The 23341-nt window shown below is 71.9% G+C and carries 21 protein-coding genes; 13 read left to right on the top strand and 8 right to left on the bottom strand.

What is annotated here, in order from left to right:
• Positions 1-107: 107 nt before the first annotated feature.
• From ADL25_RS01105 to ADL25_RS01075, 7 genes are all read left to right on the top strand, one after another.
• Positions 108-965: a TrmH family RNA methyltransferase gene (locus ADL25_RS01105; RefSeq protein ID WP_059125645.1), complete on the top strand. Its 858-nt coding sequence runs from the start codon at positions 108-110 to the stop codon at positions 963-965.
• 93 nt (positions 966-1058) lie between these two features.
• Entirely contained in the window at positions 1059-2192 is a 1134-nt protein-coding gene (locus ADL25_RS01100) for a sensor histidine kinase (RefSeq protein WP_059125644.1), read from the top strand.
• Positions 2193-2481: 289 nt separating this feature from the next.
• The gene (gene pheS / locus ADL25_RS01095; protein ID WP_059125643.1) at positions 2482-3606 is read left to right on the top strand and encodes a phenylalanine--tRNA ligase subunit alpha; all 1125 of its coding nucleotides are present in this window, start codon (positions 2482-2484) and stop codon (positions 3604-3606) included.
• On the top strand, positions 3606-6116 hold the full coding sequence (gene pheT / locus ADL25_RS01090; RefSeq protein ID WP_059125642.1) for a phenylalanine--tRNA ligase subunit beta: 2511 nt from the start codon (positions 3606-3608) through the stop codon (positions 6114-6116). Before pheS ends, pheT begins: the two co-directional genes overlap by 1 nt.
• Before the next feature lie 261 nt (positions 6117-6377).
• Positions 6378-7454, top strand: a complete 1077-nt coding sequence (locus ADL25_RS01085; protein WP_107116474.1) for a PP2C family protein-serine/threonine phosphatase — start codon at positions 6378-6380, stop codon at positions 7452-7454.
• 296 nt (positions 7455-7750) lie between these two features.
• Positions 7751-9091, top strand: coding sequence for a hypothetical protein (locus ADL25_RS01080; protein ID WP_059125641.1), 1341 nt, complete (start codon positions 7751-7753; stop codon positions 9089-9091).
• Between the two features lie 151 nt (positions 9092-9242).
• Positions 9243-9812, top strand: coding sequence for an NUDIX hydrolase (locus tag ADL25_RS01075; protein WP_079050104.1), 570 nt, complete (start codon positions 9243-9245; stop codon positions 9810-9812).
• A gap of 73 nt (positions 9813-9885) precedes the next feature.
• Here ADL25_RS01075 and ADL25_RS01070 read toward each other — a convergent pair whose 3' ends face one another.
• Positions 9886-10143, bottom strand: coding sequence for a hypothetical protein (locus tag ADL25_RS01070; protein WP_059125639.1), 258 nt, complete (start codon positions 10141-10143; stop codon positions 9886-9888).
• A 216-nt stretch (positions 10144-10359) separates the two neighbouring features.
• Positions 10360-11220, bottom strand: a complete 861-nt coding sequence (locus ADL25_RS01065; RefSeq protein ID WP_059125638.1) for a 3-hydroxybutyryl-CoA dehydrogenase — start codon at positions 11218-11220, stop codon at positions 10360-10362.
• A gap of 171 nt (positions 11221-11391) precedes the next feature.
• On the opposite strand from ADL25_RS01065, the gene ADL25_RS01060 reads away from it, so the two are divergent.
• Positions 11392-12615, top strand: coding sequence for a glycoside hydrolase family 10 protein (locus ADL25_RS01060; RefSeq protein ID WP_059125637.1), 1224 nt, complete (start codon positions 11392-11394; stop codon positions 12613-12615).
• Between the two features lie 13 nt (positions 12616-12628).
• Here ADL25_RS01060 and ADL25_RS01055 read toward each other — a convergent pair whose 3' ends face one another.
• Positions 12629-12835: a DUF1918 domain-containing protein gene (locus tag ADL25_RS01055; RefSeq protein ID WP_059125636.1), complete on the bottom strand. Its 207-nt coding sequence runs from the start codon at positions 12833-12835 to the stop codon at positions 12629-12631.
• A gap of 95 nt (positions 12836-12930) precedes the next feature.
• On the bottom strand, positions 12931-13905 hold the full coding sequence (locus ADL25_RS01050) for a DMT family transporter (protein ID WP_059125635.1): 975 nt from the start codon (positions 13903-13905) through the stop codon (positions 12931-12933).
• On the opposite strand from ADL25_RS01050, the gene ADL25_RS01045 reads away from it, so the two are divergent.
• From ADL25_RS01045 to ADL25_RS01035, 3 genes are all read left to right on the top strand, one after another.
• Entirely contained in the window at positions 13904-15370 is a 1467-nt protein-coding gene (locus tag ADL25_RS01045) for a PLP-dependent aminotransferase family protein (protein ID WP_059125634.1), read from the top strand. The two genes, ADL25_RS01050 and ADL25_RS01045, sit on opposite strands and share 2 nt — an antisense overlap.
• Positions 15371-15440: 70 nt before the next feature.
• A complete protein-coding gene (locus ADL25_RS01040; RefSeq protein ID WP_059125854.1) occupies positions 15441-15926 on the top strand; it encodes a GNAT family N-acetyltransferase in 486 nt (161 codons plus the stop codon).
• Positions 15927-15971: 45 nt separating this feature from the next.
• Complete coding sequence (locus ADL25_RS01035) at positions 15972-16559, top strand: histidine phosphatase family protein (protein WP_059125633.1); 588 nt, start codon at positions 15972-15974, stop codon at positions 16557-16559.
• Here ADL25_RS01035 and ADL25_RS01030 read toward each other — a convergent pair.
• From ADL25_RS01030 to ADL25_RS01015, 4 genes are all read right to left on the bottom strand, one after another.
• Positions 16542-17018: a DUF6314 family protein gene (locus ADL25_RS01030; RefSeq protein WP_059125632.1), complete on the bottom strand. Its 477-nt coding sequence runs from the start codon at positions 17016-17018 to the stop codon at positions 16542-16544. The genes ADL25_RS01035 and ADL25_RS01030 overlap by 18 nt on opposite strands.
• A 69-nt stretch (positions 17019-17087) precedes the next feature.
• Positions 17088-17528 (bottom strand): carboxymuconolactone decarboxylase family protein, encoded by a 441-nt coding sequence (locus ADL25_RS01025; RefSeq protein WP_059125631.1) that lies wholly within the window; start codon positions 17526-17528, stop codon positions 17088-17090.
• The gene (locus ADL25_RS01020; protein ID WP_059125630.1) at positions 17525-17947 is read right to left on the bottom strand and encodes a MerR family transcriptional regulator; all 423 of its coding nucleotides are present in this window, start codon (positions 17945-17947) and stop codon (positions 17525-17527) included. Before ADL25_RS01020 ends, ADL25_RS01025 begins: the two co-directional genes overlap by 4 nt.
• Before the next feature lie 51 nt (positions 17948-17998).
• Positions 17999-19231: a cysteine desulfurase gene (locus tag ADL25_RS01015; protein ID WP_059125629.1), complete on the bottom strand. Its 1233-nt coding sequence runs from the start codon at positions 19229-19231 to the stop codon at positions 17999-18001.
• Between the two features lie 89 nt (positions 19232-19320).
• On the opposite strand from ADL25_RS01015, the gene ADL25_RS01010 reads away from it, so the two are divergent.
• Together ADL25_RS01010 and ADL25_RS01005 are read left to right on the top strand one after the other, a co-directional pair.
• Entirely contained in the window at positions 19321-19908 is a 588-nt protein-coding gene (locus ADL25_RS01010) for an ABATE domain-containing protein (protein WP_059125628.1), read from the top strand.
• A 350-nt stretch (positions 19909-20258) separates the two neighbouring features.
• On the top strand, positions 20259-22976 hold the full coding sequence (locus tag ADL25_RS01005; RefSeq protein WP_420711329.1) for a YfhO family protein: 2718 nt from the start codon (positions 20259-20261) through the stop codon (positions 22974-22976).
• The last annotated feature ends 365 nt before the right edge of the window (positions 22977-23341 follow it).

Genomic DNA, 23341 nt, shown 5'->3' with positions numbered 1-23341 from the left:
TTCCGGCCTCCCCTCACCGCCTGCACGGCACGAGGCACCGGGCCCGCCGCCCCGGCGGCCGTCGCGTCGCGGCGGACAACAGACCCTGACCCATCGAAGGTGGACGCATGCCCCCGGCCCTCGAGCTGATCTCCCCCCGCTCTCCCCGCGTCGGCGCCGCCCGGCGGCTCGGCAGGCGGAGCTTCCGGGGCAAGGAGCAGCTGTTCCTCGCGGAGGGGCCGCAGGCCGTGCGGGAGGCCGCCGGGCACCGGGCCGACGGCAGGTCCACCCTCGTCGAACTTTTCACCACACCCGAGGCCGCGGAGCGGTATCCCGACATCGTCGGCGCGGCCCGCGACGCCGGAGCCCGGGTGCACCTGGCGGCCGAAGAGGTCATCGCCGACGTGTCCACCACGGTCACGCCCCAGGGCCTCGTGGGGGTCTGCCGGTTCCTCGACACCGACTTCGACGCGGTCCTGAGCGCGCGCCCGCGGCTCGTCGCCGTGCTCGCCCATGTCCGGGACCCCGGGAACGCCGGGACCGTCCTGCGCTGTGCGGACGCCGCAGGGGCCGATGCCGTCGTCCTCACCGACGCCTCGGTCGACCTCTACAACCCGAAGGCCGTCCGGGCCTCCGTGGGCTCCCTGTTCCATCTGCCCGTGGCCGTCGGCGTCCCCGTCGAGCGCGCCGTGTCCGGGCTGAAGCAGGCCGGCGTGCGGATCCTGGCCGCCGACGGGGCGGGGGACCGCGACCTCGACGACGAGTTGGACGAGGGCACCATGGGCGGGCCCACCGCCTGGGTGTTCGGCAACGAGGCCTGGGGGCTTCCGGAGGAGACCCGGGCGCTGGCCGATGCCGTCGTGCGCGTGCCGATCCACGGAAAGGCCGAAAGTCTGAACCTCGCGACCGCCGCCGCCGTATGTCTCTACGCATCCGCCCGTGCACAGCGCGCCGCCGGAGGGTGCCGTTCCGTCACCCCCGGCTAGTAGGGTGGCGGGCTCGGGGGCCCCTCCCCCAGCTCTCGACTTGCCTCGAGCAGGGAGGAACCCCCCACACCGGATGAGAGGTGGGGTACGGGGATGATCGGCACGAGCAGAGCACCGGGAGCACGTGACGCGGACCGTGCGCCCGCGTCCCGGCGCGGTGATCTCGCCGAGCTCGGCATCGACCCGGACGACCTCCCCGACGGCCTCGTGATCGCCGACGAGAACGGCCGGGTGATCTGCTTCAACGCCGCCGCCGCCCGGATCACCGCCACGCCCGCCGCCGAGGCGCTCGGCGGGCGTCTCGACCAGGCCCTGCCCCTGGAAGACCTGGAGGGACGGCGCTGGTGGCAGCTGACCGATCCCTACGGAGGTCTCGCCATTCGGGTACGGCAGCCCGAGCGGAATCTGCTGCTGCCGGGAGGGCGGGAGGTGCTCGTCTCCGCGCGCTATGTGCGGGACCGTCCCACCGGTCCCGTACGCCACGTCGTGGTCTGTCTGCGCGACACCGAGGCAAGGCGCCGTACCGAGCGCAGCCATGCCGAGCTGATCGCCACGGTGGCCCATGAGCTTCGCTCGCCCCTCACGTCCGTCAAAGGGTTCACGGCCACCCTGCTCGCCAAGTGGGAACGCTTCACCGACGACCAGAAGCGGCTGATGCTGGAGACCGTCGACGCCGACGCGAACCGGGTGACGCGGCTGATCGCCGAGCTGCTGGACATCTCACGCATCGACTCCGGGCGGCTGGAGGTGCGGCGCCAGCCCGTCGACATAGGGGCGGCGGTGGGACGGCACATCCAGGCCTATGTCGCCGCGGGCCAGCCCGCCGACCGCTTCCTGCTGCGCCTGGAGCATCCGCTGCCCGCCCTGTGGGCCGACCCCGACAAGATCGACCAGGTGCTGAGCAACCTCCTGGAAAATGCCGTGCGCCACGGCGAGGGAACCGTCACCATCGAGATCACGCCCTCGGCGTCCCCGCGCGACGGGGAGGACGCCGACACGTCGGTCACGGTGGGCGACGAGGGGCCCGGCATCCCGGAGGAGTCCATGAACCGCGTCTTCACCCGCTTCTGGCGGGGCAGCAAGCGTGGCGGCACGGGCCTCGGGTTGTACATCGTCAAAGGCATCGTCGAGGCCCACGGCGGCACCATCACGGTCGGCCGCGCCCGCGGCGGCGGGGCGGAGTTCCGATTTACGTTGCCCGTGGGCACACCGGCGTATCTCCTGTAGAAGCGTCGGGTCCCACGGGCTCCTCCGCGTTCCCCGGGAGCCCCGGATCCCGCTGTCGTACTCGCGCACCGGCGCCGCTCCGGCCCACCCCTCGGATGGACGGTTCGCGTGCGACGACGGGCCCCGGACCGGGCCGCCTCATGGACGTGCGGTCCGGTAGCCGCTCCCACCCCGTTAGACTCGGCCTTTGGCACCTTTGTGTCCCGAAGTCGGCGACGATGCGTCATCGGACCAGTGTCAGGACCAGTGACGGGGACCTTCAGCCAGCCAATCGGAAGCACGGGAAGAGATGTCGGCACCCAATAAGTCGTACGACCCTGTCGAGGTCGAGGCCTTGAAACCGGAAGAGATCGAGCGCATGCGGGACGAGGCGCTCGCCGCCTTCGCCGCCGCGGACTCCCTCGACGCCCTCCACGAGGCCAAGGTCGCCCACACCGGCCCCGCCTCGCCGCTGGCCCTCGCCAACCGCGAGATCGGCGCCCTGCCCCCGCACGCCAAGGCCGACGCCGGAAAGCGGGTCGGCATGGCCCGCGGCGCGGTGAACAAGGCCCTCGCCGCGCGCCAGAGCGAGCTGGAGGCCGAGCGGGACGCCCGTGTACTGGTCGAGGAGGCCGTGGACGTCACGCTGCCCCACGACCGCGTGCCCGCCGGAGCCCGCCACCCGCTGACCACGTTCATGGAGCGGGTCGCGGACGTCTTCGTGTCCATGGGCTACGAGATCGCCGAGGGCCCCGAGGTCGAGGCGGAGTGGTTCAACTTCGACGCCTTGAACTTCACGCCCGACCACCCGGCGCGGCAGATGCAGGACACCTTCTTCGTCGAGGGTCCCGAGGGCGACCGTGGCGAGTCGGGTGTCGTGCTGCGCACGCACACCTCCCCCGTACAGGCCCGCTCGCTGCTCGACCGCGAGCCGCCCGTCTACATCGTGTGCCCCGGCCGGGTGTACCGCACGGACGAGCTGGACGCCACGCACACCCCGGTCTTCCACCAGATCGAGCTGCTGGCCGTCGACGAGGGCCTGACCATGGCCGACCTCAAGGGCACGATGGACCACATGGTCCAGTCGCTCTTCGGCGCGGACATGAAGACCCGGCTGCGCCCGAACTACTTCCCCTTCACCGAGCCGTCCGCCGAGATGGACATGCTCTGCTACGTCTGCAAGGGCGAGTCCGTCGGCAACCCGGACCGGCCCTGCCGCACCTGCTCCAGCGAGGGCTGGATCGAGCTCGGCGGCTGCGGCATGGTCAACCCGAGGGTGCTGGTCGCCTGCGGCGTGGACCCCGAGAAGTACAGCGGATTCGCCTTCGGGTTCGGCATCGAGCGGATGCTGATGTTCCGCCACAACGTCGAAGACATGCGAGACATGGTCGAGGGTGACGTCCGGTTCACCCGGCCGTTCGGGATGGAGATCTGATGCGGGTCCCGCTTTCTTGGCTGCGGGAGTACGTCGACCTGCCGGCGACTCAGACCGGGCGCGACGTCCAGGCCAAGCTCATCTCGGTCGGTCTCGAGGTCGAGACCGTCGAGCAGCTCGGCGCCGACCTCAAGGGACCTCTGGTGGTCGGCCAGGTGCTGTCCATCGAGGAGCTGGAGGGCTTCAAGAAGCCCATCCGGTTCTGCACGGTCGACGTCGGCCAGGCCAACGGCACGGGTGAGCCGCAGGAGATCGTCTGCGGTGCCCGCAACTTCTCCGTCGGCGACAAGGTCGTCGTGGTCCTGCCGGGCGCCGTGCTGCCCGGCGGCTTCTCGATCGCCGCGCGCAAGACGTACGGCAGGGTCTCGCACGGCATGATCTGCTCCGGCGACGAGCTGGGCATGGGCGATGACGGCAGCAAGGGCATCATCGTCCTGCCGCAGGAGACGGAGGTCGGCATCGACGCCGTCGAGCTGCTCGAGCTCGTCGACGAGGTGCTCGACATCGCGGTCACCCCCGACCGCGGCTACGCCCTCTCCCTGCGCGGCATCGCCCGCGAGGCCGCCGTCGCATACGGTCTGCCGCTGCGGGACCCGGCGCTGATCGACGTCCCGGCACCGAACGCGTTCGGCCACCCGGTGAAGATCTCCGAGCCGATGGGCTGCGACCGGTTCACCGCCCGCACGGTCACCGGCATCGAGCCCGAGGCGCGGTCCCCGCTCTGGCTGCAGCGCAGGCTGCAGAAGGCGGGCATGCGCCCCGTCTCGCTGGCCGTCGACATCACCAACTACGTGATGCTGGAGCTGGGCCAGCCCCTGCACGCCTACGACCGCTCGCTGATCCAGGGTGCGATCGGTGTGCGCCGGGCCGAGGCGGGCGAGAAGCTCACCACCCTCGACGGTGTGACGCGCACGCTGGACGCCGAGGACCTCGTGATCACGGACGACCGCGGCCCGATCGGCCTCGCCGGCGTCATGGGCGGTGCCAACACGGAGATCGCCGACCACGCCCACGAGAACGGCGGCACCACCGATGTGGTGATCGAGGCGGCCCACTTCGACGCGATCTCGATCGCGCGTACGGCCCGCCGCCACAAGCTGGCCTCCGAGGCGTCCCGCCGCTTCGAACGGGGCGTCGACCCGCTGGCCGCGTCCGCCGCGGCACAGCGCACGGTCGACCTGCTGGTCCTGCTCGGGGGCGGCACCGCGGACGCCGGTGTCACCGAGGTCATCGCGCCCTCGGCGCCGCACACCATCACCATCCCGGCGAACCACCCGGACAAGGTGGCGGGTGTCGAGTACGGCCGTGAGACCGTGGTGCGCCGCCTCCAGCAGGTCGGCTGCGACGTCTACGGGCAGGACGAGCTGATCGTCACTGTCCCGTCCTGGCGGCCCGACCTCACGGACCCGAACGACCTCGCCGAGGAGGTCATCCGGCTCGAGGGTTACGAGAACCTGCCCTCCACGCTGCCCAAGCCCCCGGCGGGCCGCGGTCTGACCGACCGGCAGCGGCTGCACCGCCGGATCGGGCGCGCGCTGGCCGGCGCCGGCTTCGTCGAGGCGCCGAACTACCCGTTCATCGGCGAGCAGATCTTCGACCAGTTCGGCCTGGCCGCCGACGACTCGAACCGCCGGGTCGTCAAGCTGGTCAACCCGCTCTCCGACGAGGAGCCCGCCCTCCGTACGACGCTGCTGCCGGGCCTGCTGGGCGCGCTGCGCCGCAACGACGGCCGGGGCTCCCACGACCTGGCGCTCTTCGAGACCGGTCTGGTCTTCCACCCGCGCGAGGAGCAGCGCATCGCCACGCGTCTGACCGTCGACCGCCGGCCCTCCGACGAGGAGATCGCGTCGCTCACGGCGGCGCTGCCCGAGCAGCCCCGGCATGCCGCGGTGGTGCTCGCGGGCGCCCGCGAGCAGGTCGGCTGGTGGGGCAAGGGCCGCCCGGCCGACTGGGCCGACGCGATCGAGGCGGCGCGCAGCATCGCCCGGGAGGCGGGTGCGGACCTCGTCGTCCGCAAGGGCCAGTACGGCCCGTGGCACCCCGGCCGCTGTGCCGAACTGGCCGTGGTGGTGGACGGGAACGAGCAGGTCATCGGCTACGCAGGCGAGTTGCACCCCGGTGTCCTGAAGACCCTGGGTCTGCCCGAGCGCACATGCGCGATGGAGCTCGACCTGGACGTGCTGGAGCGGGCGGGCACCGGGCCCGTGAAGGGTCCCCGGATCTCGAGCTTCCCGGTCGCCACCCAGGACGTCGCGCTGGTCGTGGACTCGGCCGTCCCGCACGCGGAGGTCGAGGCCGCGCTGCGTGAGGGCGCCGGTCAACTGCTCGAGTCCATCCGGCTGTTCGATGTCTACGAGAGCGAGCAGCTCGGCGAGGGCAAGAAGTCGCTCGCGTACGCGCTGCGCTTCCGGGCGCCCGACCGCACCCTGACCGTCGACGAGGCCTCCGCGGCCCGCGACACGGCGGTCGCGCTCGCCGCCGAGCGCACGGGAGCCACGCTGCGGAGCTAGTCGCCCGCACCGGCGGAGCGGGGAACGGCGGGTCGTCGACCGGCCACGGTCATCCGTGGCCGGTCGCGCGGTTCTGTTTCGCGCTCCCTCGTGGGGTGTGAGCCTCCGTACCGCTGTCGATCACCTCACTCGTTCGGGTGGCTGATCCGCGGGATCCGGACTGTTCCGGGTGGGCTGCCGACAGAATCGGACCGGCTCGGGGGGCGCGAGGACGGACCCTGCGGGCCGCTTCCGTGCACCCAGGACTCTTGGGGGGCCGGCATGACCCGTATCAAGGCCTGGCCCGTTCGTGGGCCATGGCTCAGCGTTGCCGCGCGCATCCACCGGCCGTCGGCATCGCCGCTCGCCCGGCAGGGCGGTGGCCGCGCACGGACCGCGGGCGGCGCGATGGCCGTCGCCATGAGTACCGGACTGCTTCTGTACGTCAGACGCGCCCTTCTCCGGGAGCTACGGCAGGCCCGCAAGGTCGCGGGGGCCGCCCAGAGCGTGGTGCTGCGGCCGCTCCCGCCGCGCATCGCCGGGCTGGAGGTCGCCGCCGCGCGGCTCTCCGCCGAGTGCGGGGCCACCGTCGGGGGCGACCTGTACGAGGTGATCGCCACCGAGCACGGCGTCCGGATCGTGATGGGCGACGTGCGCGGACACGGTCTCGCCGCCCTCGCCACCGTCGCCGCCGTCCTCGGCAGCTTCCGGGAGGCCGTGCACGACGAGCCCGAACTGGCGGGCGTGCTGCGCCGGTTGGACCGGTCACTCGCCCGCCATCTGCGCGAGCGGGCGAGGGCCGAACATCCCTCGGCCGGCTCCGTACCCGACACCCCGGTGGCCGAGGAGTTCGTGACCCTGCTGCTCCTGGAGATCGACCACGGCGGCGAGGTACGCGGGCTGAACTGCGGGCATCCCTGGCCGTATCTGCTCGAGCCCGGGCGGCTCGCGGCTCTGTCGGGCGACGATCCGCTGCCTCCGCTCGGACCGTTCCCCCTTCCCGCGGACCTGCCTCCGACCGACTGCGGCCGGCTGGCGCCGGGACAGGCGCTGTTCCTGTACACCGACGGCGCGGAAGACGCCCGGGACGGCCGTGGCCGATTCTTTCCCCTGCCCGCTCTGCTCGGCGAGGCCGTCCGCGCCCGGCCTCCGCACCCACAGGCGCTGCTGCGGAACGTCTTCACCGGTCTGCTCCGCCACACCGGCGGCCGACTCCGGGACGACGTCGCCCTGCTGGTACTGCTCAACGACCGTCTGTCCCGGGCCGCCGCCGCGGAGCCGCCGGACCGTGACGCGTGCGGGGCCACCGCATGGGCGCGTCCTCTGCCGACGAACCCGCGTCCGACCCAGCGCTCCTGACTGCCGACGACGCTCCGGCTGTCCCCGCCTTTCCGCCGGAGCGTGTCCACACGGCCGCGCCGTCCGCCCCGCTACGGAGTGTCGGGCAGGCAGCTGGGCGGACGGCGCGGATTCGGACCGCCGCACTGTACGAGGGGGAGCCGGCGGCCCGGCCGGCCTCTTACGAGGGTTTTCAGTCAAGCGGGCGGAAACTGTCCGCAACAGCGCGCGCACATCCCGGATTCGCGCACTCTGTTCACACCCCGTGTGAAGGCGAACGCACTACGCTGTCGAGACCGAGTCACGGGGGGGCACGGATGCAGCCCAACACTCTGCTCGACGCGATCCTCGACGAGGCAGGGATATCCCACGCGGGACTCGCCGCGCACGTCAACCAGGCGGGTCGGGCGCGCGGTCTCGCGCTCAGATACGAACACACCGCCGTGGCGCGGTGGTTGAAGGGGCAGCGTCCCCGAGGCCAGGTGCCCGACCTGATCTGCGAGGTGCTCGCCGCCCGCCTGCACCGTCCGGTGACCCTGGACGACATCGGTCTCGGGGTGCCCGGCGAACCGGCCGCCGCGCACGGTTCCGGCCTGTCCGGCTTTGTGGAACGGGCCACGGCGCTGTGGCGGTCCGACGAGCAGCAGCGGCCCCACATCCTGGGCGCCGCCGCCGTCACGGGCACCCCTGCGGTGATGCCCGTGTGGGAGTGGGAGAACCCGCCGGAGGACGTGGACGTCTCGCGCGGCGGCAGGCACCGGGTCACCCCGGCGGACGTCGACATGCTGCGCGCCGCCCGTGCCCACTACGAGCAGATGTACCGCAAGGCGGGGGGAGTGGCGACCCGCAGCCGTATCGTCGGCTTCCTCAACGCCGAGACCGCGCCGCTGCTCCGCGGCAGCTACACCGACGCCATGGGGCGCCAACTGCACCGTGCCACCGGCGGCCTTGTGGCCATCGCGGGCATCTGCGCCTACGACTCGGACGCACACGGGCTCGCCCAGCGCTATTTCCACCAGGCCCTGCGTCTGGCGAAGGCGAGCGGGGACCGCGGGCTCGGCGCGTATGTGATAGCGCTGCTGGTCAACCAGTCGCTGTTCATGAAGGAGTACCGCCAGGCCGTCGCGTTCGCCGAAGCCGCGCTGCGTGCCGCCGGCAGGCAGATCACCCCGGCGCTCGCCTCCGACCTGTACGCGATGCAGGCCAAGGCGTACGCGCACCTCGGCGACGCCACGAGCGCGCTGTCCTGCATCCGGCGGGCCGAGTCGGCCGCCGAGCGCATCCGGCGCGGTCACGAGCCGGACGAGACCGGTTACGTCCAGCCCGGTCTTGTCAACGTCCAGGTCGCGGAGGCACTGCTCAGCCTCGGGGACCTCGTGGCAGCGGGGGAGCATGCCGCCGCCGCTGTCGACACACCGGCGCACGACCGGGGCAGGGTGCACCGGCTCGCGATGCTCAGCCAGATCGAACTGCGCCAGGGCAACGCCGACAAGGCGGTGGCCACCGCCGTCGAGATGGCCGAGCGGGCCCGGGGGATGGAGTCCATGCGCCTGCGCGACAGACTCCGGGCGGTGCGCGAACACCTCGTACGCAGCGGCTGTGCCGGGACGGCCGAGGCGGCCGAACTGATCGACGGGGCCCTGCGCGTACCGCTGTAGACATCGCCGCGCGCACGGCCGGAGAGTCCGGCTCTCCCGCCGGCGCGGCCGACTGCGCCCGCGGCTGCGCCGGGTGTGCGTCACTGTGAGCCTGCTGAGTTGACGCTCCTGCTGCGATATTGCCACTTACTCGACGGAAGGTGGCAGAACCGTGCAGTGGACGAAGCGGAACGAACAAACTGTGTATGAAAACCGCTGGTTCAGCGTCAATCTCGCTGATGTCGAGCTGCCGGACGGCAGGCATCTCGACCACTTCCTGATACGGCTGAGGCCTGTGGCCGTGGCCACGGTCGTCAACGAGGCCAACGAGGTGCTGCTGCTGTGGCGGCACCGATTCATCACCGACAGCTGGGGGTGGGAGCTCGCGGCCGGCGTCGTCGAGGACGGCGAGGACATCGCCGACGCGGCGGCCCGCGAGCTCGAGGAGGAGACCGGCTGGCGGCCGGGACCCCTGCACCATCTCATGAGCGTGGAGCCCTCCAACGGCCTCACCGACGCCCGGCACCACATCTACTGGGCCGACGGGGGCGAGTACGTCGGGCACCCCGTGGACGACTTCGAGTCGGACCGTCGGGAATGGGTTCCCCTCAAGCTCGTCCCCGACATGGTCGCCCGCGGAGAGGTCCCGGCCGCGAACATGGCGGCCGCGCTCCTCCTCCTGCACCACCTCAGGCTCGGCCAGGACGTATGGCCCTCACCGTCCCGCGGCTCGGCGGGCTAGGGTCTGTCGTTGGATCGGGTCGGCTGGGGCGAGACCACGCCCCGCGACGCCGACATGCTCCAAACGACGGACCCTAGTGGGCCCACGCCTGCCAGATCGTCACGACGAGGGCGCCCACGGCCGTCAGTGCGGCAACCGCGGGCAGGGGCCAGCGCGTGTGCTCCAGCGCGACGACCCTTGTGCTCAGGTCGTCCAGGTCCTTCGCGGTCTCCTCGGCGCGATGACTGAGCAGGGCCAGCCCTCCCTCGACCCGGGCGTGTGCCACATCGAGGCGGCGGCGTAACTCTGCGACTTCTCCTTGGACCACGGGATGCTCGGGGTCGGCGGTCACGAGTCCGCTCCTTTCCGTAGTCGTCACATCCCTTGCATGTGCATGGAGAGTCAACTCGCCTGGTGGGCGCGGCGGGAGAGTGTGCGCGCGGCATATGCGGGTCCGGTGCGCACACGGTGTGTGAATGACACGGGCCCGGCACCGGGAACGGTGCCGGGCCCGCAGGGGACGGCGTGCGACGGTCCGTGACCGAGGGGTCGCGACGTCGGGAACGGATCAGGAGTAGGAGTAGAAGCCGGAGCCGCTCTTGCGCCCCAGCCGGCCCGCCTCCACCATGCGCTGCAGCAGCGGGGGAGCGGCGTACAGCGGCTCCTTGTACTCCTCGTACATCGAGTTGGCGATCGAGACGATGGTGTCCAGGCCGATCAGATCGGAGAGCTTCAGCGGGCCCATCGGGTGGGCGCAGCCCATCTCCATGCCGTTGTCGATGTCCTCGCGGCCCGCGATGCCCGACTCGAACATGCGGATGGCGGACAGCAGATAGGGCACGAGCAGCGCGTTGACCACGAATCCGGAGCGGTCCTGGGCGCGGATCGCGTGCTTGCCGAGGAGCTTCTCGGCGAACAACTGCGCCCGGCCGATGGTGCCTTCGGACGTGGTGAGCGCAGGGATCAGCTCGACGAGCTTCTGCACCGGCGCCGGGTTGAAGAAGTGGATGCCGATCACATGGTCGGGACGCGAGGTGGCGACCGCGAGCTTCACCAGCGGGATCGAGGACGTGTTGGAGGCGAGGATGGCGTCCGGGCGGGTCACCACCTGGTCGAGCACCTGGAAGATCTCCGTCTTCACCTGCTCGTTCTCGACGACCGCCTCGATCACCAGGTCGCGGTCCGCGAACTCACCGAGGTCGGTGGTGAAGGTCAGGCGCGCCTGTGTCGCGTCCCGCTCCTCTTCGGAGATCTTGCCGCGCTCGGCCGCCTTGGCCAGGGAAGTGAACAGACGGGTCCGGCCGAACTCCAGGGCTTCGCCGGTGGTCTCGGCGACCTTCACGTCCAGTCCCGAGCGGGCGCAGACCTCGGCGATCCCCGCTCCCATCTGGCCGCAGCCCACCACTCCGACGCGTTCGATGTCGGTCACATCGTCCCTTTCGCTGATCTACGGCTGTGGCAGGTCCGTTCGGGTCCCGGTCGCCTGCTCCATTCGTGCACGTTACTCCCAAGTATCGATGATCGATCGCCGGGGTGGGTGCATGCTGTGCCGCGGAGACGATCCGTGAGGGCGCGGATCCGCAGCGTACGAGGATGTGCAATGGGGCGGTTGTCACGGCGGGCTTTCACGGGGGCGGCGCTGTCCCTGTCGGTCCTGACCACCGGGGCGGCGGCCGCCCCACGGTACCCGCGGGCGAGCGTCGAGATGCGGGGAATGTGGCTGGCGACCGTGTTCAACCGCGACTGGCCGGCGCGTCCCGGGTTGTCGGCGTCCGTCCAGCGGGCCCAGCTGCGCGAGCGCCTGGACGCGGCGGTACGGCGCGGGCTGAACACCGTCTTCTTCCAGGTCCGCCCCACGGCCGACGCGATGTGGCCCTCGCCGTACGAGCCCTGGTCCCAGTACCTCACCGGGACCCAGGGCAAGGATCCCGGCTGGGACCCGCTGGGCACGGCCGTCCAGGAGGCGCACGCCCGCGGGCTCGAGCTGCACGCCTGGTTCAACCCCTACCGGGTCGCCACCCACACCGACCGGTCCCGGCTCGCCGCGTCGCATCCCGCACGCAGGCACCCCGAGTGGACCGTGGCGTACGGCGGGCAGCTCTACTACAACCCCGGGCTGCCCGCTGTCCGCGCCTTTGTCGAGAACGCGATCCTCGACGCCGTGCGCCGCTATCCGGTCGACGGCGTCCACTTCGACGACTACTTCTACCCGTATCCGGTCGCTGGTCAGACGTTCGGGGACGCCGCGGCGTTCGCGGCGTACGGCGGCGGCTTCACGAGCCGGGCTGCCTGGCGCCGCCACAACATCGACCTCCTGGTGCGGGAGACCGCGGCCCGTGTACGGCAGATCCGGCCCGCCGCCCGCTTCGGGGTCAGTCCCTTCGGGGTGTGGCGCAATGCCGCGACCGACTCCCGTGGTTCGGCGACGCGGGCAGGTGTGCAGACGTACGACGACCTGTACGCGGACACCAGGACATGGGTGCGCTCGGGCTGGCTCGACTACATCTGCCCCCAGCTGTACTGGAACATCGGCTACAGCCTCGCCGACTACGCGGAGCTAGTCCGCTGGTGGGCAGCGGTCGCCGCGGGCACGTCCGTGGGGCTGTACCTGGGTGAGGCGCTGTACAAGGCCGGTGACCCGGCCCAGCCCGCCGCCTGGCGGAGCCCGGCGGAACTCTCCCGGCACCTCACCCTGGCCAAGCGGTACCCGCAGGTGCGCGGGCACGTCTTCTTCGCCGCCAAGGAAGTCGCGGAGGATCCGATCGGAGCGATGTCGAGGGTGACGGCCGACCACTACCGGCAGCCGGCGAAGCCACCACGGTGACTCCCCTCCCTCGTCATTGACCGATCGGCTGCTCCAGTTCCCTGTGGCGGATCTCGGTGTCGGGGCCGGGCGAGCACACACCTTCGTGCCCGTCCTGGAAGCGGACGCGGTACGGCGGGTTGCCGTTCGTCCCCATCACCTCGACGATCTCGCCGATCTTGTCGTGCTGCCCGACGATCCTGCCGTGCTGCACAAGCTTGTCGCCCACAGTTGCGCGCATCTGGGGCCTCCTCGTCACGTGCGGGAGTATCGGTCCGTGGCCGTGGGTCCACGGCCTGGTTGCGCCGGCCGACCCTGTCCGTGCACCCCACCCGGTCAGCCACGCGCCCTCTGGGTGACCGCGATACAGATCAGCACCGCGGCGGCCGTGAGCGGCGCGGCCGGAGTGAGATGCTCGCCGAGGAGCAGTACCGACCACACCAGTGTGAGCAGCGGCTGCGCGAGCTGCAACTGGCTGGCCTTGGGTATACCGATCGCGGCCATGCCCCGGTACCAGACGACCAGCCCCAGGAACTGCGAACCCGCCGCCACCCACAGCAGCCCTGCCAGGCCGTGCACGGTGAGGTGGACCGGTTCGTACGCCAGGGCCACGAGCGCACCCGGCAGCGTGATCGGCAGGCAGAGCACCAGCGCCCAGCCGATGACCTGCCAGCCGGGCATGACCCGGGCCAGCCGGCCGCCCTCGGTGTAACCGGCGGCGCAGACGAGGAGCGCGCCGAAGAGGTAGGCGTCCGCCCCCGTCAGAGTGCCGCCGCTCTGCTGCACGGTGAAGCCGATGACGGCGGCGGCGCCGGCCAGCGCCGCGAGCCAGAACGTCCGGGACGGCCGGTTGCCGACGCGCAGCGCGGAGAACAGGGCGGTGGTCAGGGGCAGCAGCCCCACGACCACGGCGGCGTGGGCGGTGGTCGAGGTCTCGAGGGCGAGGGTGGTCAGCAGCGGGAAGCCGAGCACGACACCGGCCGCGACCACGGCGAGCCCCGCCCGGTGCTGCCGTGCGGGAAGGGGGACGCGCAGCGCGAGCAGACATCCGCCCGCGATGACCGCGGCCAGCACACTGCGCAGACCGATGAGCGTCCACGGCCCGAAGCCCTCGAGCCCCCAGGCGGTGGCGGGGAAGGTGAGCGAGAAGGCGAGGACCCCGAGCCCCGCCTGGAGCACGCCGGCCCGCCTGCGGGGAGACCGTTCGCCCGGTCCGGTACGGGCCGGGGTGCCGGCGGTGCGGGGCGCGATGCCGGGGCCCGACTCGGCCGCTATCGACGTGTGCGTAGTAGCGCTATCCTCTGCTCTCATGCATGAGCGTAGCAGTGTGGGTGAACTCGCGGAACATCTGCGAACTGAGGTGAAGCGCTACTCTCCGGGTGAGAAGCTGCCGTCGAGTCGTGCGCTCGTCGAGCGGTTCCGGGTGAGCCCGGTGACCGTGTCGCGCGCGCTTGCCCAGCTGACCGCCGAGGGAATCGTGGTGACGCGGCCCGGGGCCGGCGCGTTCCGCGCCGAGCCCCGGGCTGTCGCCCGAGCGGTCGGGGACACCTCCTGGCAGGAGGTCGCCCTCAGCGCGGAAGCCTCCGCCGAACTCGTGCCGCGCAGCGTCGACGCCTCAGGGGTGCTGACCTCGCTTGCCGCCCCGCCCGCCGGGGTCGTCGAGTTCAACGGAGGCTATCTGCATCCCGTGCTCCAGCCCGAACGCGCCATGGGCGCGGCTCTGTCGCGGGCCGGGCGCCGGCCGGGTGCCTGGGCCCGGCCGCCCATGGAGGGGATCGCGGAGCTGCGTGAGTGGTTCGCGCGGAGCATAGGCGGTGCGGTCACCACGGCGGACGTGCTGATCTCGGCGGGCGGCCAGTCCGCGCTCACCACCGCGCTGCGGGCGCTGGCGCCCCCGGGCGCGCCGGTCCTGGTCGAATCGCCCACATACCCCGGAATGCTCGCGATCGCGCGCGCGGCCGGGCTCCGGCCGGTGCCCGTCCCGGTCGACGCGGACGGGGTGAAACCGGCCCTGCTGGCGGACGCGTTCCGGGCGAGCGGCGCCCGGGTCTTCGTCTGCCAGCCGCTGTTCCAGAACCCGACCGGTGCCGTCCTCGCGCCCGAGCGCCGCCGCGAGGTGCTGCGCATCGCGCGGGACGCCGGCGCGTTCGTGATCGAGGACGACTTCGTGCGCCGCTTGGTGCACGAGGACGCGGGGCCCCTGCCGCCGCCGCTCGCCGCCGAGGATCCCGAGGGCGTCGTCGTGCACGTCAGCTCGCTCACCAAGGCGACCTCGCCGAGTTTCCGGGTCGGTGCCCTCGCCGCCCGCGGCCCGGTCCTTGAGCGGCTGCGTGCCATCCAGATCGTCGACACGTTCTTCGTGCCGCGTCCGCTGCAGGAGGCGGCACTCGAACTCGTCGGCTCGCCCGCCTGGCCGCGGCATCTGCGGGCCGTCTCCTCCGAGTTGATGAGCCGCCGGGACGCGATGACCGCCGCGCTGGGCCTGCGTCTGCCCGAACTGGCGCTGCCGCACGTCCCGTCGGGCGGCTACCACCTCTGGGTGCGACTGCCCGACGGCACCGACGAGCCCGCCCTCGTCGCGGGCGCCCTGCGTGCGGGAGTGGCGGTCACCCCCGGGCGCCCCTACTTCAGTGCCGAACCTCCGGCGGCCCACCTCCGGTTGAGCTTCGCGGCGGTGGCGGGCGCCGGGGAGATCGCGGAGGGGGTGCGGCGTCTGCGGAGCGCCTGCGACGAGGTACTTCCGCACCGCGCCAGTGGAACGAGTGCAGCGGGATGAGGCGTCGCGCTGCGGCGCAGGAGCCCGAAAACCGCTCGACAGCACCCGTGTGGCCTGCGACTCTCGCGCCATGACCGACGCGCCGCGCCTTCCCGACGGGTACGAGTTCTCCGCCGATCCCGCCCGCATCGACGTCGACCGCACGCATCACTGGCTGTCGACCGACGCGTACTGGGCGCTCGACCGGCCCCGTGAGCAGCATGAGCGCGCGGTCGCGAAATCCCTCAACTTCGGTGTGTACGAGGCCGCTTCCGGAGCCCAGGTGGCCTACGCACGCGTGGTGACCGACGAGGCGCTGTTCGCCTGGCTCTGCGATGTGTACGTCGACCGCCAGGCGCGCGGCAAGGGCATCGGCACCGCCCTGGTCGGCGCGGTGCGCGAGCACCTCGCACCGTTCGGCGTGCGCCGCGTCCTGCTCGCCACGGAGGACGCGCACGGCGTCTACGCCCAGCACGGTTTCGAGCCGCTCGACAGGCCGGACCAGTGGATGGTGCTCTGGCTCGACCGGTCCGGCCGGGGCGCACGTCAAGGTCTCGACACCTTTGGTCACTCCTGAGTAACGTCCCTTGACCTGCCCACTTGGGCGGCACACGATCGCCGCATGCATCTTCGGGTCACGTTCGTCGCCGCGGCGCGCAGCTCCTCGCTGCTCGCGGAGCGCTTCGAGGACGACCGGCCGCTGGACCAGGCCGGCTGGGACGAAGTGCAGCGTGCCGCCGGGGACCTGGTACCGCTGGCGGCTGCCGAGCTGCGCTACTGCTCGCCGACCCCGCGGAGCCGGGCGACCGGAGACGCGCTCGGATACGCCCCACTGGTGCAGCCGGCGCTGCGGGACTGCAGCATGGGCCGCTGGCGCGGACTCACGCTGGGCGAGGCGATGGCCCGGGAGCCGGCGGCGGTGGACGCCTGGCTCGCCGATCCCCGCTCCGCGCCGCACGGCGGAGAGACCCTGATGTCCTTCATCTCCCGGGTGGGCGGCTGGCTGGAGACCCGTCCGGTCGAGGACGGCAGCCGTATCGTCGCCGTGACGGAGCCGTCGGTGGTGCGGGCGGCGCTCGTCTACGCGTTGCGGGCACAGCCGTCGGCGTACTGGAACATCGATGTGCGCCCCCTGTCGACGGTCACGCTCGCGGGCCGCAACGGACGCTGGAACCTCCGGCTGGAGGCTCCGTCACAGGGAAGGGGCTGACTCGAGCCGCCCGCGCGTGTAGTCGGTGGTCAGGACGAGGGCCTTCGCGGGCCCGCCGACTCGCCAGACCGTCCGCCAGTGGTCCTCGTCGTGGACCGTGAACTCGCCCCGGTAGAGGTCCGCGGCGCACGGATGCTCGGCGAGATGGCGGCCGCTCGTGAGGTCGAGGTCGTGGAACGGGCGGCCGTCGGCGAACCGCACCTGAGAGGCGCCCGCTGACGGCCCGGGCAGGAACCACAGCGTCCGCTCGGCCGGACGCGGGGTGCCCTGCCAGACGAACGTGCCCGACTCGTGGTGCAGCAACCCGTCCCCGCCGTCCTCCAGGGGCGAGAACAGGGTCGTTCCGCCGAAGCTGCCCTCCTCGCCGCTCGCGAGGTCCCGCACGGTGCGCTCCACGTGCCAGCGCCCGGCGAGATGGGCCAGCAGGTCCCGCACGGGCCAGAACTCACGATCCACCATGCGTTCGACCCTACGTCCCGCACCGCCGTGCCCGGCACGGAGCCGTGGATCGCGCGGGCCCTCCCCTCGTCAGACGGAGGGAGGGGCCGGCTCCTGCGGGGACCGGCCTCCGAGCGGCAGCAGCCCGCGCTCGGCGAAGACCCGCTTCGCGGCGAAGGTCGCGTTCAGCGCCCTGGGCATGCCGCAGTAGACCGCCGAGTGGAGCAGGGCCTCCACGATCTGCTCAGGCGTGAGACCCACGTTGAGTGCCGCGTTGACGTGCACGTCCAGCTGGGCCTCGCAGCCGCCGAGCGCGGTCAGCATGCCCAGCGTCACCAACTGGCGGTCGCGCGGGGCGAGCTCCGGCCGGTCGTAGACGTCCCCGAAGGCCCAGGCGACGATCTGGTGGCCGAGCTCCGGGCTGACGTCGGCGAGCGCGTCCACGACACGCTGCCCGGCTCGGCCGTCGACCCGCTTCAGGACCTCCAGCCCATGGGCGAAACGTTCTTCACGGGAGGTGCTCGCGTTCATGCCGGTTCATCCGTCCCCGGCTGCCCTTCGAGCAGCCGTTCATAGTGGTCGATCTTGTCGTCCAGCGCGGCAGCGTTGCGGCGCAGGGCGCGGATACGCCGCGCCACCCCGGCACGGTGCTCCCGGAGCATCGCCAGCCGGTCGGCGACCGTGGCCTCGCCCCGAGCGCGCAGTCCGGCGAAGCGCTGCATCTCGGCGATCGGCATGCCCGTCTCGCGCAGCCTCAGCAGGAACTCCAGCCAGGCCAGATCGGCGGCCGCGTAACGCCGCTGGTTGCCGCCGGTCCGGCCGACCCGCTCGATCAGGCCGGCCTTCTCGTAGTAGCGCAGCGTGTCGTGTGTGAGGCCGGTGCGCTCGGCGACCTGGGCGATGGTGAGGGTCGGCTCCCCGTCGGGGGTGGCAGGCTGCGCGCTGGTCATGGACAAGACCGTAGGACCTGGAGCGCGCTCCAGGTCAAGTGCTCCCGTCCGTCATCCCCCGAAGTAGGCCTGAGCTGCGCGGACACCCTCGACCAGGGCATCCACCTCATCGGGCGTGTTGTACACGTAGAAGGTCGCCCGGGTCGTCGCCGGGATTCCGTAGCGGCGCACGATCGGGCGGGCGCAGTGGTGACCCACGCGGACCGCGACACCCCGTTCGTCCAGGACCTGGCCGACGTCGTGGGGGTGGATGCCGTCGACCGTGAACGACACGGCCGATCCGCGGTCGGTGAGGTCCCGGGGGCCGACGATGCTTACGCCCGGGAGTTCGCCAAGCAGGTCCAGGGCGCGGGCGGTGAGCCGGTCCTCGTGTGCGGCCACCGCGTCCATGCCCAGCGCTCGGAGGTAGTCCACCGCTGCCGCGAGGCCGACCGCCTGAGCCGTCATCGGCACACCCGCCTCGAAGCGCTGGGGCGGCGGCAGGAAGGTGGTGCGATCCATCTCGACGATCTCGATCATCGAGCCGCCGGTCAGGAAGGGCGGGAGGGCGGCGAGGAGCTCGCGCCGGCCCCACAGCACGCCGACTCCGCTCGGGCCCAGCATCTTGTGCCCGGAGAAGGCCAGGAAGTCGGCGCCCAGTTCGCCCACGTCGACCGGCCGGTGGGGCACCGACTGGGCTCCGTCGACCACGACGAGCGCGCCGAACGCGTGGGCCCGGTCGGCGAGCGCCCGTACGGGGTTGATGGTGCCGAGGACGTTGGACTGGTGCGCGAGGGCGAGCACCTTGGTGCGCTCGTCCAGGAGTTCGTCGACCCGGGAGAGGTCGAGACGGCCGTCGTCGGTGAGACCGAACCAGTCCAGCGTCGCCCCGGTGCGCTCGGCGAGCTGCTGCCAGGGCACCAGGTTGGCGTGGTGCTCCATCTCCGTCACCACGATCCGGTCGCCCGGTCCGAGCCTGCGGTCGTTGCCCAGGGCGTACGCGACGAGATTGATGCCCTCGGTGGTGTTCTTGGTGAAGACCACCTCGTCGTCGGCGGCTCCGATGAAGCGGGCGACGGTCTGCCGGGCGTTCTCGTACGCGTCCGTCGCCTCACCCGCCAGCTGGTGCGCGCCGCGGTGCACGGCGGCGTTGTGCCGGAGGTAGAAGTCCCGCTCGGCGTCCAGGACCTGGAGGGGCTTCTGTGTGGTGGCACCGGAGTCCAGGTAGACGAGGCGGGCACCGCCCTCGACCGTCCGTTCCAGGATCGGGAAGTCCTTGCGCAGGGCGTCCACGTCGAAGGTCACGGCCTCTCACCTCTCACGCTATCTGTTGCGATTCTCCGTGAGAAACGCTAGGTCTCCTCACGGAGAATCGCAAGCATTAGCATGAGGGCGTGGATCACGACAGCCCTGTCTACCTGCACCAGCTCCCGGTCCCCGGGGAGGAGCGTTATGCCTCCCTGGCGCTGGTCAACACGCGTTTCACCGTCAGCCACGGCCCCGTCGACCTGCTCGACGGCACGGACGCCGCGCATCTGTGGCTCGTCCGGCACGGGCTGCTGCCGGACAGGGTCGCGCTGAACGGCAGGCAGTCCGGACGGCTGCTGGGCCTGCGCGAGGCGCTGCGCGCGCTGTTCCAGGCCCACGAGGCCCATGGGATCCCCTCGGCGCAGGACCTCGCGACCCTGAACGCCGCCCTGGCGGCGGCGCCCGCCACCCCCCGGCTGGCCTGGACGGCCGACGGCCCGCGCCGCTGCGACGAGCCGGACGCGGGCAACCCGGCCGCCGCCGCGCTGTCCGTGCTGGCGGAGGACGCCACCGAACTGCTCACCGGCTCCGAGGCCGACCAGCTCACCGAGTGCGCCGCGCAGGGCTGTGCCCGCTGGTTCCTGCGCTCGCACGGAGCACGACGCTGGTGCACGACCAAGTGCGGCAACCGGGTACGGGCGGCACGGGCCTACGCGGCACGCAAGACGCGCTGAACAATCCCCGGCGGTCGGATTTCATTCACCCGCAATTCATGTGCGGTGCGACTTTCCTTTTCCTTGCGACGAGGATCTGCATCGGCTCGGGCGAGCGCTTTCGGAATTGCTCCCATCACTTTCCGGAGGCGGCACAACCTTTCGGAATCAACGCCCGTCTCAGCTGGCGAAATGAGACACGTGGGGGAGGCACGCCCCCGGACCGGGACGCCATGCGTCCCACGCTTTCAGGGGGCTCGCCAAGAAATGCATCGCTCGACCCTGCCCACGGCCGCCGTACCGGCGTCGCCCCCGGCTCCGAGTGGCACGCATCACGGGACCTCGCCGCGACGTCCGGACAGGAACTGGATGTGAAACCGACAACCCAGCCGGAGCCGAGGACCGCCGTACACGGTGACAAGGCGCCGTCCGTGCCCGCGCAACGCCGGCCCAGCGAGCCTGCCTCGACGACCGGACGCCCTTCGCGGCTCCGGCTGCCGACCGGGCCGAGGCAGTCCGCCGCCCTGCTGGCCGCTGCCCTCACCGTCACGGTGTTCTGCGCGGCCGGCGCCGTCGCCCGCAGCTTCCCCTTCGGCCCCCGCACCCGCAGCATCAACGACATGGGCAACCAGTACGTGCCCTACCACGCCCATCTGTGGGACCTGCTGCACGGAAGGGCCGACGGCGGACTCCTCGTCAACTGGCAGTCCGGTTTCGGCGCCAGTTTCCTGCCCGACCTCGGCACCTATCTGACCAGCCCCTTCGCCCTGCTGGTCGCCGTGTTCCCGCGGGACGGGATCGACCTCGCGGTGTACGTGATCACCGTGCTCAAAACGGCGACGGCGGGCGCCGTCATGGCCTGGCTGCTGCTCCGTCTGCGGTCCGGCCGCTGGTGGGCCGCGGGACTGCTGGGCGCCTCCTACGCCCTGTGCGGCTGGAGCGTGGCGGACGCGTCGTACAACCCGATGTGGCTCGACGGCCTCATCGGCCTGCCCCTGTTGTGCCTGGTCGGCGAGTGGGCGCTGAACGGGCGGCGCCGGCTCCCCGGCGTGCTCCTGGTCGCCCTCGTGTGGATCGCCAACTTCTACACGGGATACATGGCCACCATCGGCGCCGCTGTGGTGCTGCTGGTTCGGCTGCTCCTCGCCGGACTCACCCGCCGGCAGGCGCTGGCCGCCGCGGGCCGGGCCGCCCTCACCTTCGCCCTCGGCATGGGCCTGGCCGCGCCGCTGGTGACGGTGGTGTACTTCGGCACCAAGCACGCCTCGCCCGGCAGGTTCACCGGGTTCGAACCCGTGGCGGGCCAGGACCTGCTGGCCCGGCTGCTGCCGACGACGTACAGCTTCGGCACACCGGCCGTGTACGTGGGCATCACGGCACTGGTGCTCGCCCTCGCCCTGCCGTTCCACCGGGCGGTGCCCCGGCGGGTGCGCGCCGGATGGACGGTGCCGGTGATCGCGGTGACGCTGTCGATGCAGTGGACGCCGACCCATCTGTTCTGGCACGCCTTCACCACCCCGCAGGGCAGTCCGTACCGCGAGGCCTTCGTCCTGTGCGCGCTGCTCGTCATGGCCGCCTGGTACGCCCTCTCGTACGGGCCGCCCGACCGGCGCGCCCTGATCGCCGCGAGCGTGCTGCTGGCACTGATCACGGCTCTCGCGAGCCGCAGCGGCCTGGTCCGTTCCTTCGCATGGCCGGTGCTCGCGCTCGCCGCCGCGGGCACGCTTGCCGGACTGGCCCTCTACGCCGGGACGCAGCGCGGGCGACTCGCCACGGGCGGGCACCGCGCTCTGCTCGTCGGCTGCGCCGTGGCGCTGCTCGTCGGCACGCAGCTCGGGGAGACCACGGCCACCACCGCCGCGGCCACCCGGATGCGGCTCTCGCGCATGGACGACTACGCCCCCTGGGGGGCGCGCCAGCAGCAGCAGTCGGAGGCCATCGAGAAGGCCGACGGCTGGCCCCGGTACCGCACGGACCCGGGCCGGGAGCAGACGGTCGGCAACGACCCGATGCTGCTGGGCGGCCAGGGTGCCCAGTACTACAGCAGCCACACCTCCGACGTCCTCAGCACCCTGATCACCGAGCTCGGGGGCGGCTGGACCTCGCGGGGGCGGAATCTGCAGAGCATCGACAACGCCGTCACGGACGTGATCTTCTCCGTCGGCGCGCGGGTGCACTCCCCGCCCGACCCTTATCAGAACTGGTTCCCGCAGGACGGGAGCCATGTGTACGTGACCCGCCAGGACGTGCCGCCCCTGGTCACGGTGCGGCCGTCGGTGCCCGCCGGCACACGCACGGACACGTCCTCGTTCGGACCGTCGCCCTACCGCAACCAGGAACTGCTGCTGGGCGCCCGGGTCTACGCGGTGCCCCGCATCACGGTGCGCGACGCCGCCGGCGAGCCGCAGGACCGAAGTGCGGCCGAGCGCCGGGGTCTGCGCCTCGACGCGGTGCCCGCCGGGAACGCCGTGCCGAGGCCGACGATCACGGCCGACTGCCGGGCCGGCAGCGAGGTCTATCTCTGGGCCCCGGACTTCTCGGGAACCGCACGGCTCGGCGGCACTCAGGCCCCCGCACTGACCGGGCGGTTCCGGTCCGACCACGGAGTCACCAAGATCGCCGCCATGGAGCGCCTCGGGCGGGTCCCGGCATCCGGGCACCTCCGGATCGAGCTGTCTCCCGACCGGACGAGCCTTGTACCGGACGGCGCGGTCGGATGCCTGGACACCACGGCGCTGGACGGGGTCGCCCAGCGGCTCAAGGCCACCGGTGCCCGCCGGCTGACCGTCTCCGACGGCACCGTCCGGGCCGAACTGCCGGCCGGCACCACCGGGACGGCGGTCGTGGCGGCCCCCCGGATCGCCGGGTGGCGCTGTGCCACCGGTGACGGTCCCGCCATCCCGGCGGGGGAGTACCACGGGCTGATCGCCGTCCCCCTCGACGGTTCCTCGACCAGCCTCACGTGTACGTTCCACCCGCCGGGCCTGCGGCTGGGCTCGGCCGTCGGCGGTGCCACGCTTTTGACCCTGGTGGTGCTCACCGCTCTCCCCGTCGTCCGCCGACGACGTGCGGCGGTCATCACGAATTGACGCGTTCTTTCCTTGTGTGCGCCGTGAATGCGTGCCTGGTTCCGGGACGGTTTCCCGACTTCTCGGCGGTAGGGGCCATCGACCTCGTTCCCCGTCCATGGCTTTGTTCGGTGTTCCCTTTTTGTTGACCTGTTTCTCGGCAGGCCTCCGTCCTCCGTTGGGGCCGGATCTGTTTTCCTGAACGCGGGGTCCATCCGGGGGAGCGGCCGCAGTGGCGGGAATTCCACGCCACCGCCCCCGACCAGGCCGCACCCCCGGTGACTCCCGTCTTTCGCAGGCTTGTGAAGCCGTTGCCCGCCCCCGCGGCGCAAGACCGGACCCCATCGCCGGTATTGCATAAACGTGCAAGGCAACGTATAGTCATG

The sequence above is a fragment of the Streptomyces sp. NRRL F-5122 genome, assembly GCF_001507435.1.
Classification (GTDB): domain Bacteria; phylum Actinomycetota; class Actinomycetes; order Streptomycetales; family Streptomycetaceae; genus Streptomyces; species Streptomyces lannensis.
Note: the sequence above shows the minus strand (reverse complement) of the source record. Positions and strands in the feature narration are given on the sequence as shown.

What these genes read in the sequence shown, in the direction of transcription:
- ADL25_RS01105 (WP_059125645.1), top strand. Translation starts at nt 108, where the DNA reads ATGCCCCCGGCCCTCGAGCTGATCTCCCCCCGCTCTCCCCGCGTCGGC.
- ADL25_RS01100 (WP_059125644.1), top strand. Translation starts at nt 1,059, where the DNA reads ATGATCGGCACGAGCAGAGCACCGGGAGCACGTGACGCGGACCGTGCG.
- pheS (WP_059125643.1), top strand. Translation starts at nt 2,482, where the DNA reads ATGTCGGCACCCAATAAGTCGTACGACCCTGTCGAGGTCGAGGCCTTG.
- pheT (WP_059125642.1), top strand. Translation starts at nt 3,606, where the DNA reads ATGCGGGTCCCGCTTTCTTGGCTGCGGGAGTACGTCGACCTGCCGGCG.
- ADL25_RS01085 (WP_107116474.1), top strand. Translation starts at nt 6,378, where the DNA reads ATGACCCGTATCAAGGCCTGGCCCGTTCGTGGGCCATGGCTCAGCGTT.
- ADL25_RS01080 (WP_059125641.1), top strand. Translation starts at nt 7,751, where the DNA reads ATGCAGCCCAACACTCTGCTCGACGCGATCCTCGACGAGGCAGGGATA.
- ADL25_RS01060 (WP_059125637.1), top strand. Translation starts at nt 11,392, where the DNA reads ATGGGGCGGTTGTCACGGCGGGCTTTCACGGGGGCGGCGCTGTCCCTG.
- ADL25_RS01055 (WP_059125636.1), bottom strand. Translation starts at nt 12,835, where the DNA reads ATGCGCGCAACTGTGGGCGACAAGCTTGTGCAGCACGGCAGGATCGTC.
- ADL25_RS01045 (WP_059125634.1), top strand. Translation starts at nt 13,904, where the DNA reads ATGCATGAGCGTAGCAGTGTGGGTGAACTCGCGGAACATCTGCGAACT.
- ADL25_RS01050 (WP_059125635.1), bottom strand. Translation starts at nt 13,905, where the DNA reads ATGAGAGCAGAGGATAGCGCTACTACGCACACGTCGATAGCGGCCGAG.
- ADL25_RS01040 (WP_059125854.1), top strand. Translation starts at nt 15,441, where the DNA reads ATGACCGACGCGCCGCGCCTTCCCGACGGGTACGAGTTCTCCGCCGAT.
- ADL25_RS01035 (WP_059125633.1), top strand. Translation starts at nt 15,972, where the DNA reads ATGCATCTTCGGGTCACGTTCGTCGCCGCGGCGCGCAGCTCCTCGCTG.
- ADL25_RS01030 (WP_059125632.1), bottom strand. Translation starts at nt 17,018, where the DNA reads ATGGTGGATCGTGAGTTCTGGCCCGTGCGGGACCTGCTGGCCCATCTC.
- ADL25_RS01025 (WP_059125631.1), bottom strand. Translation starts at nt 17,528, where the DNA reads ATGAACGCGAGCACCTCCCGTGAAGAACGTTTCGCCCATGGGCTGGAG.
- ADL25_RS01020 (WP_059125630.1), bottom strand. Translation starts at nt 17,947, where the DNA reads ATGACCAGCGCGCAGCCTGCCACCCCCGACGGGGAGCCGACCCTCACC.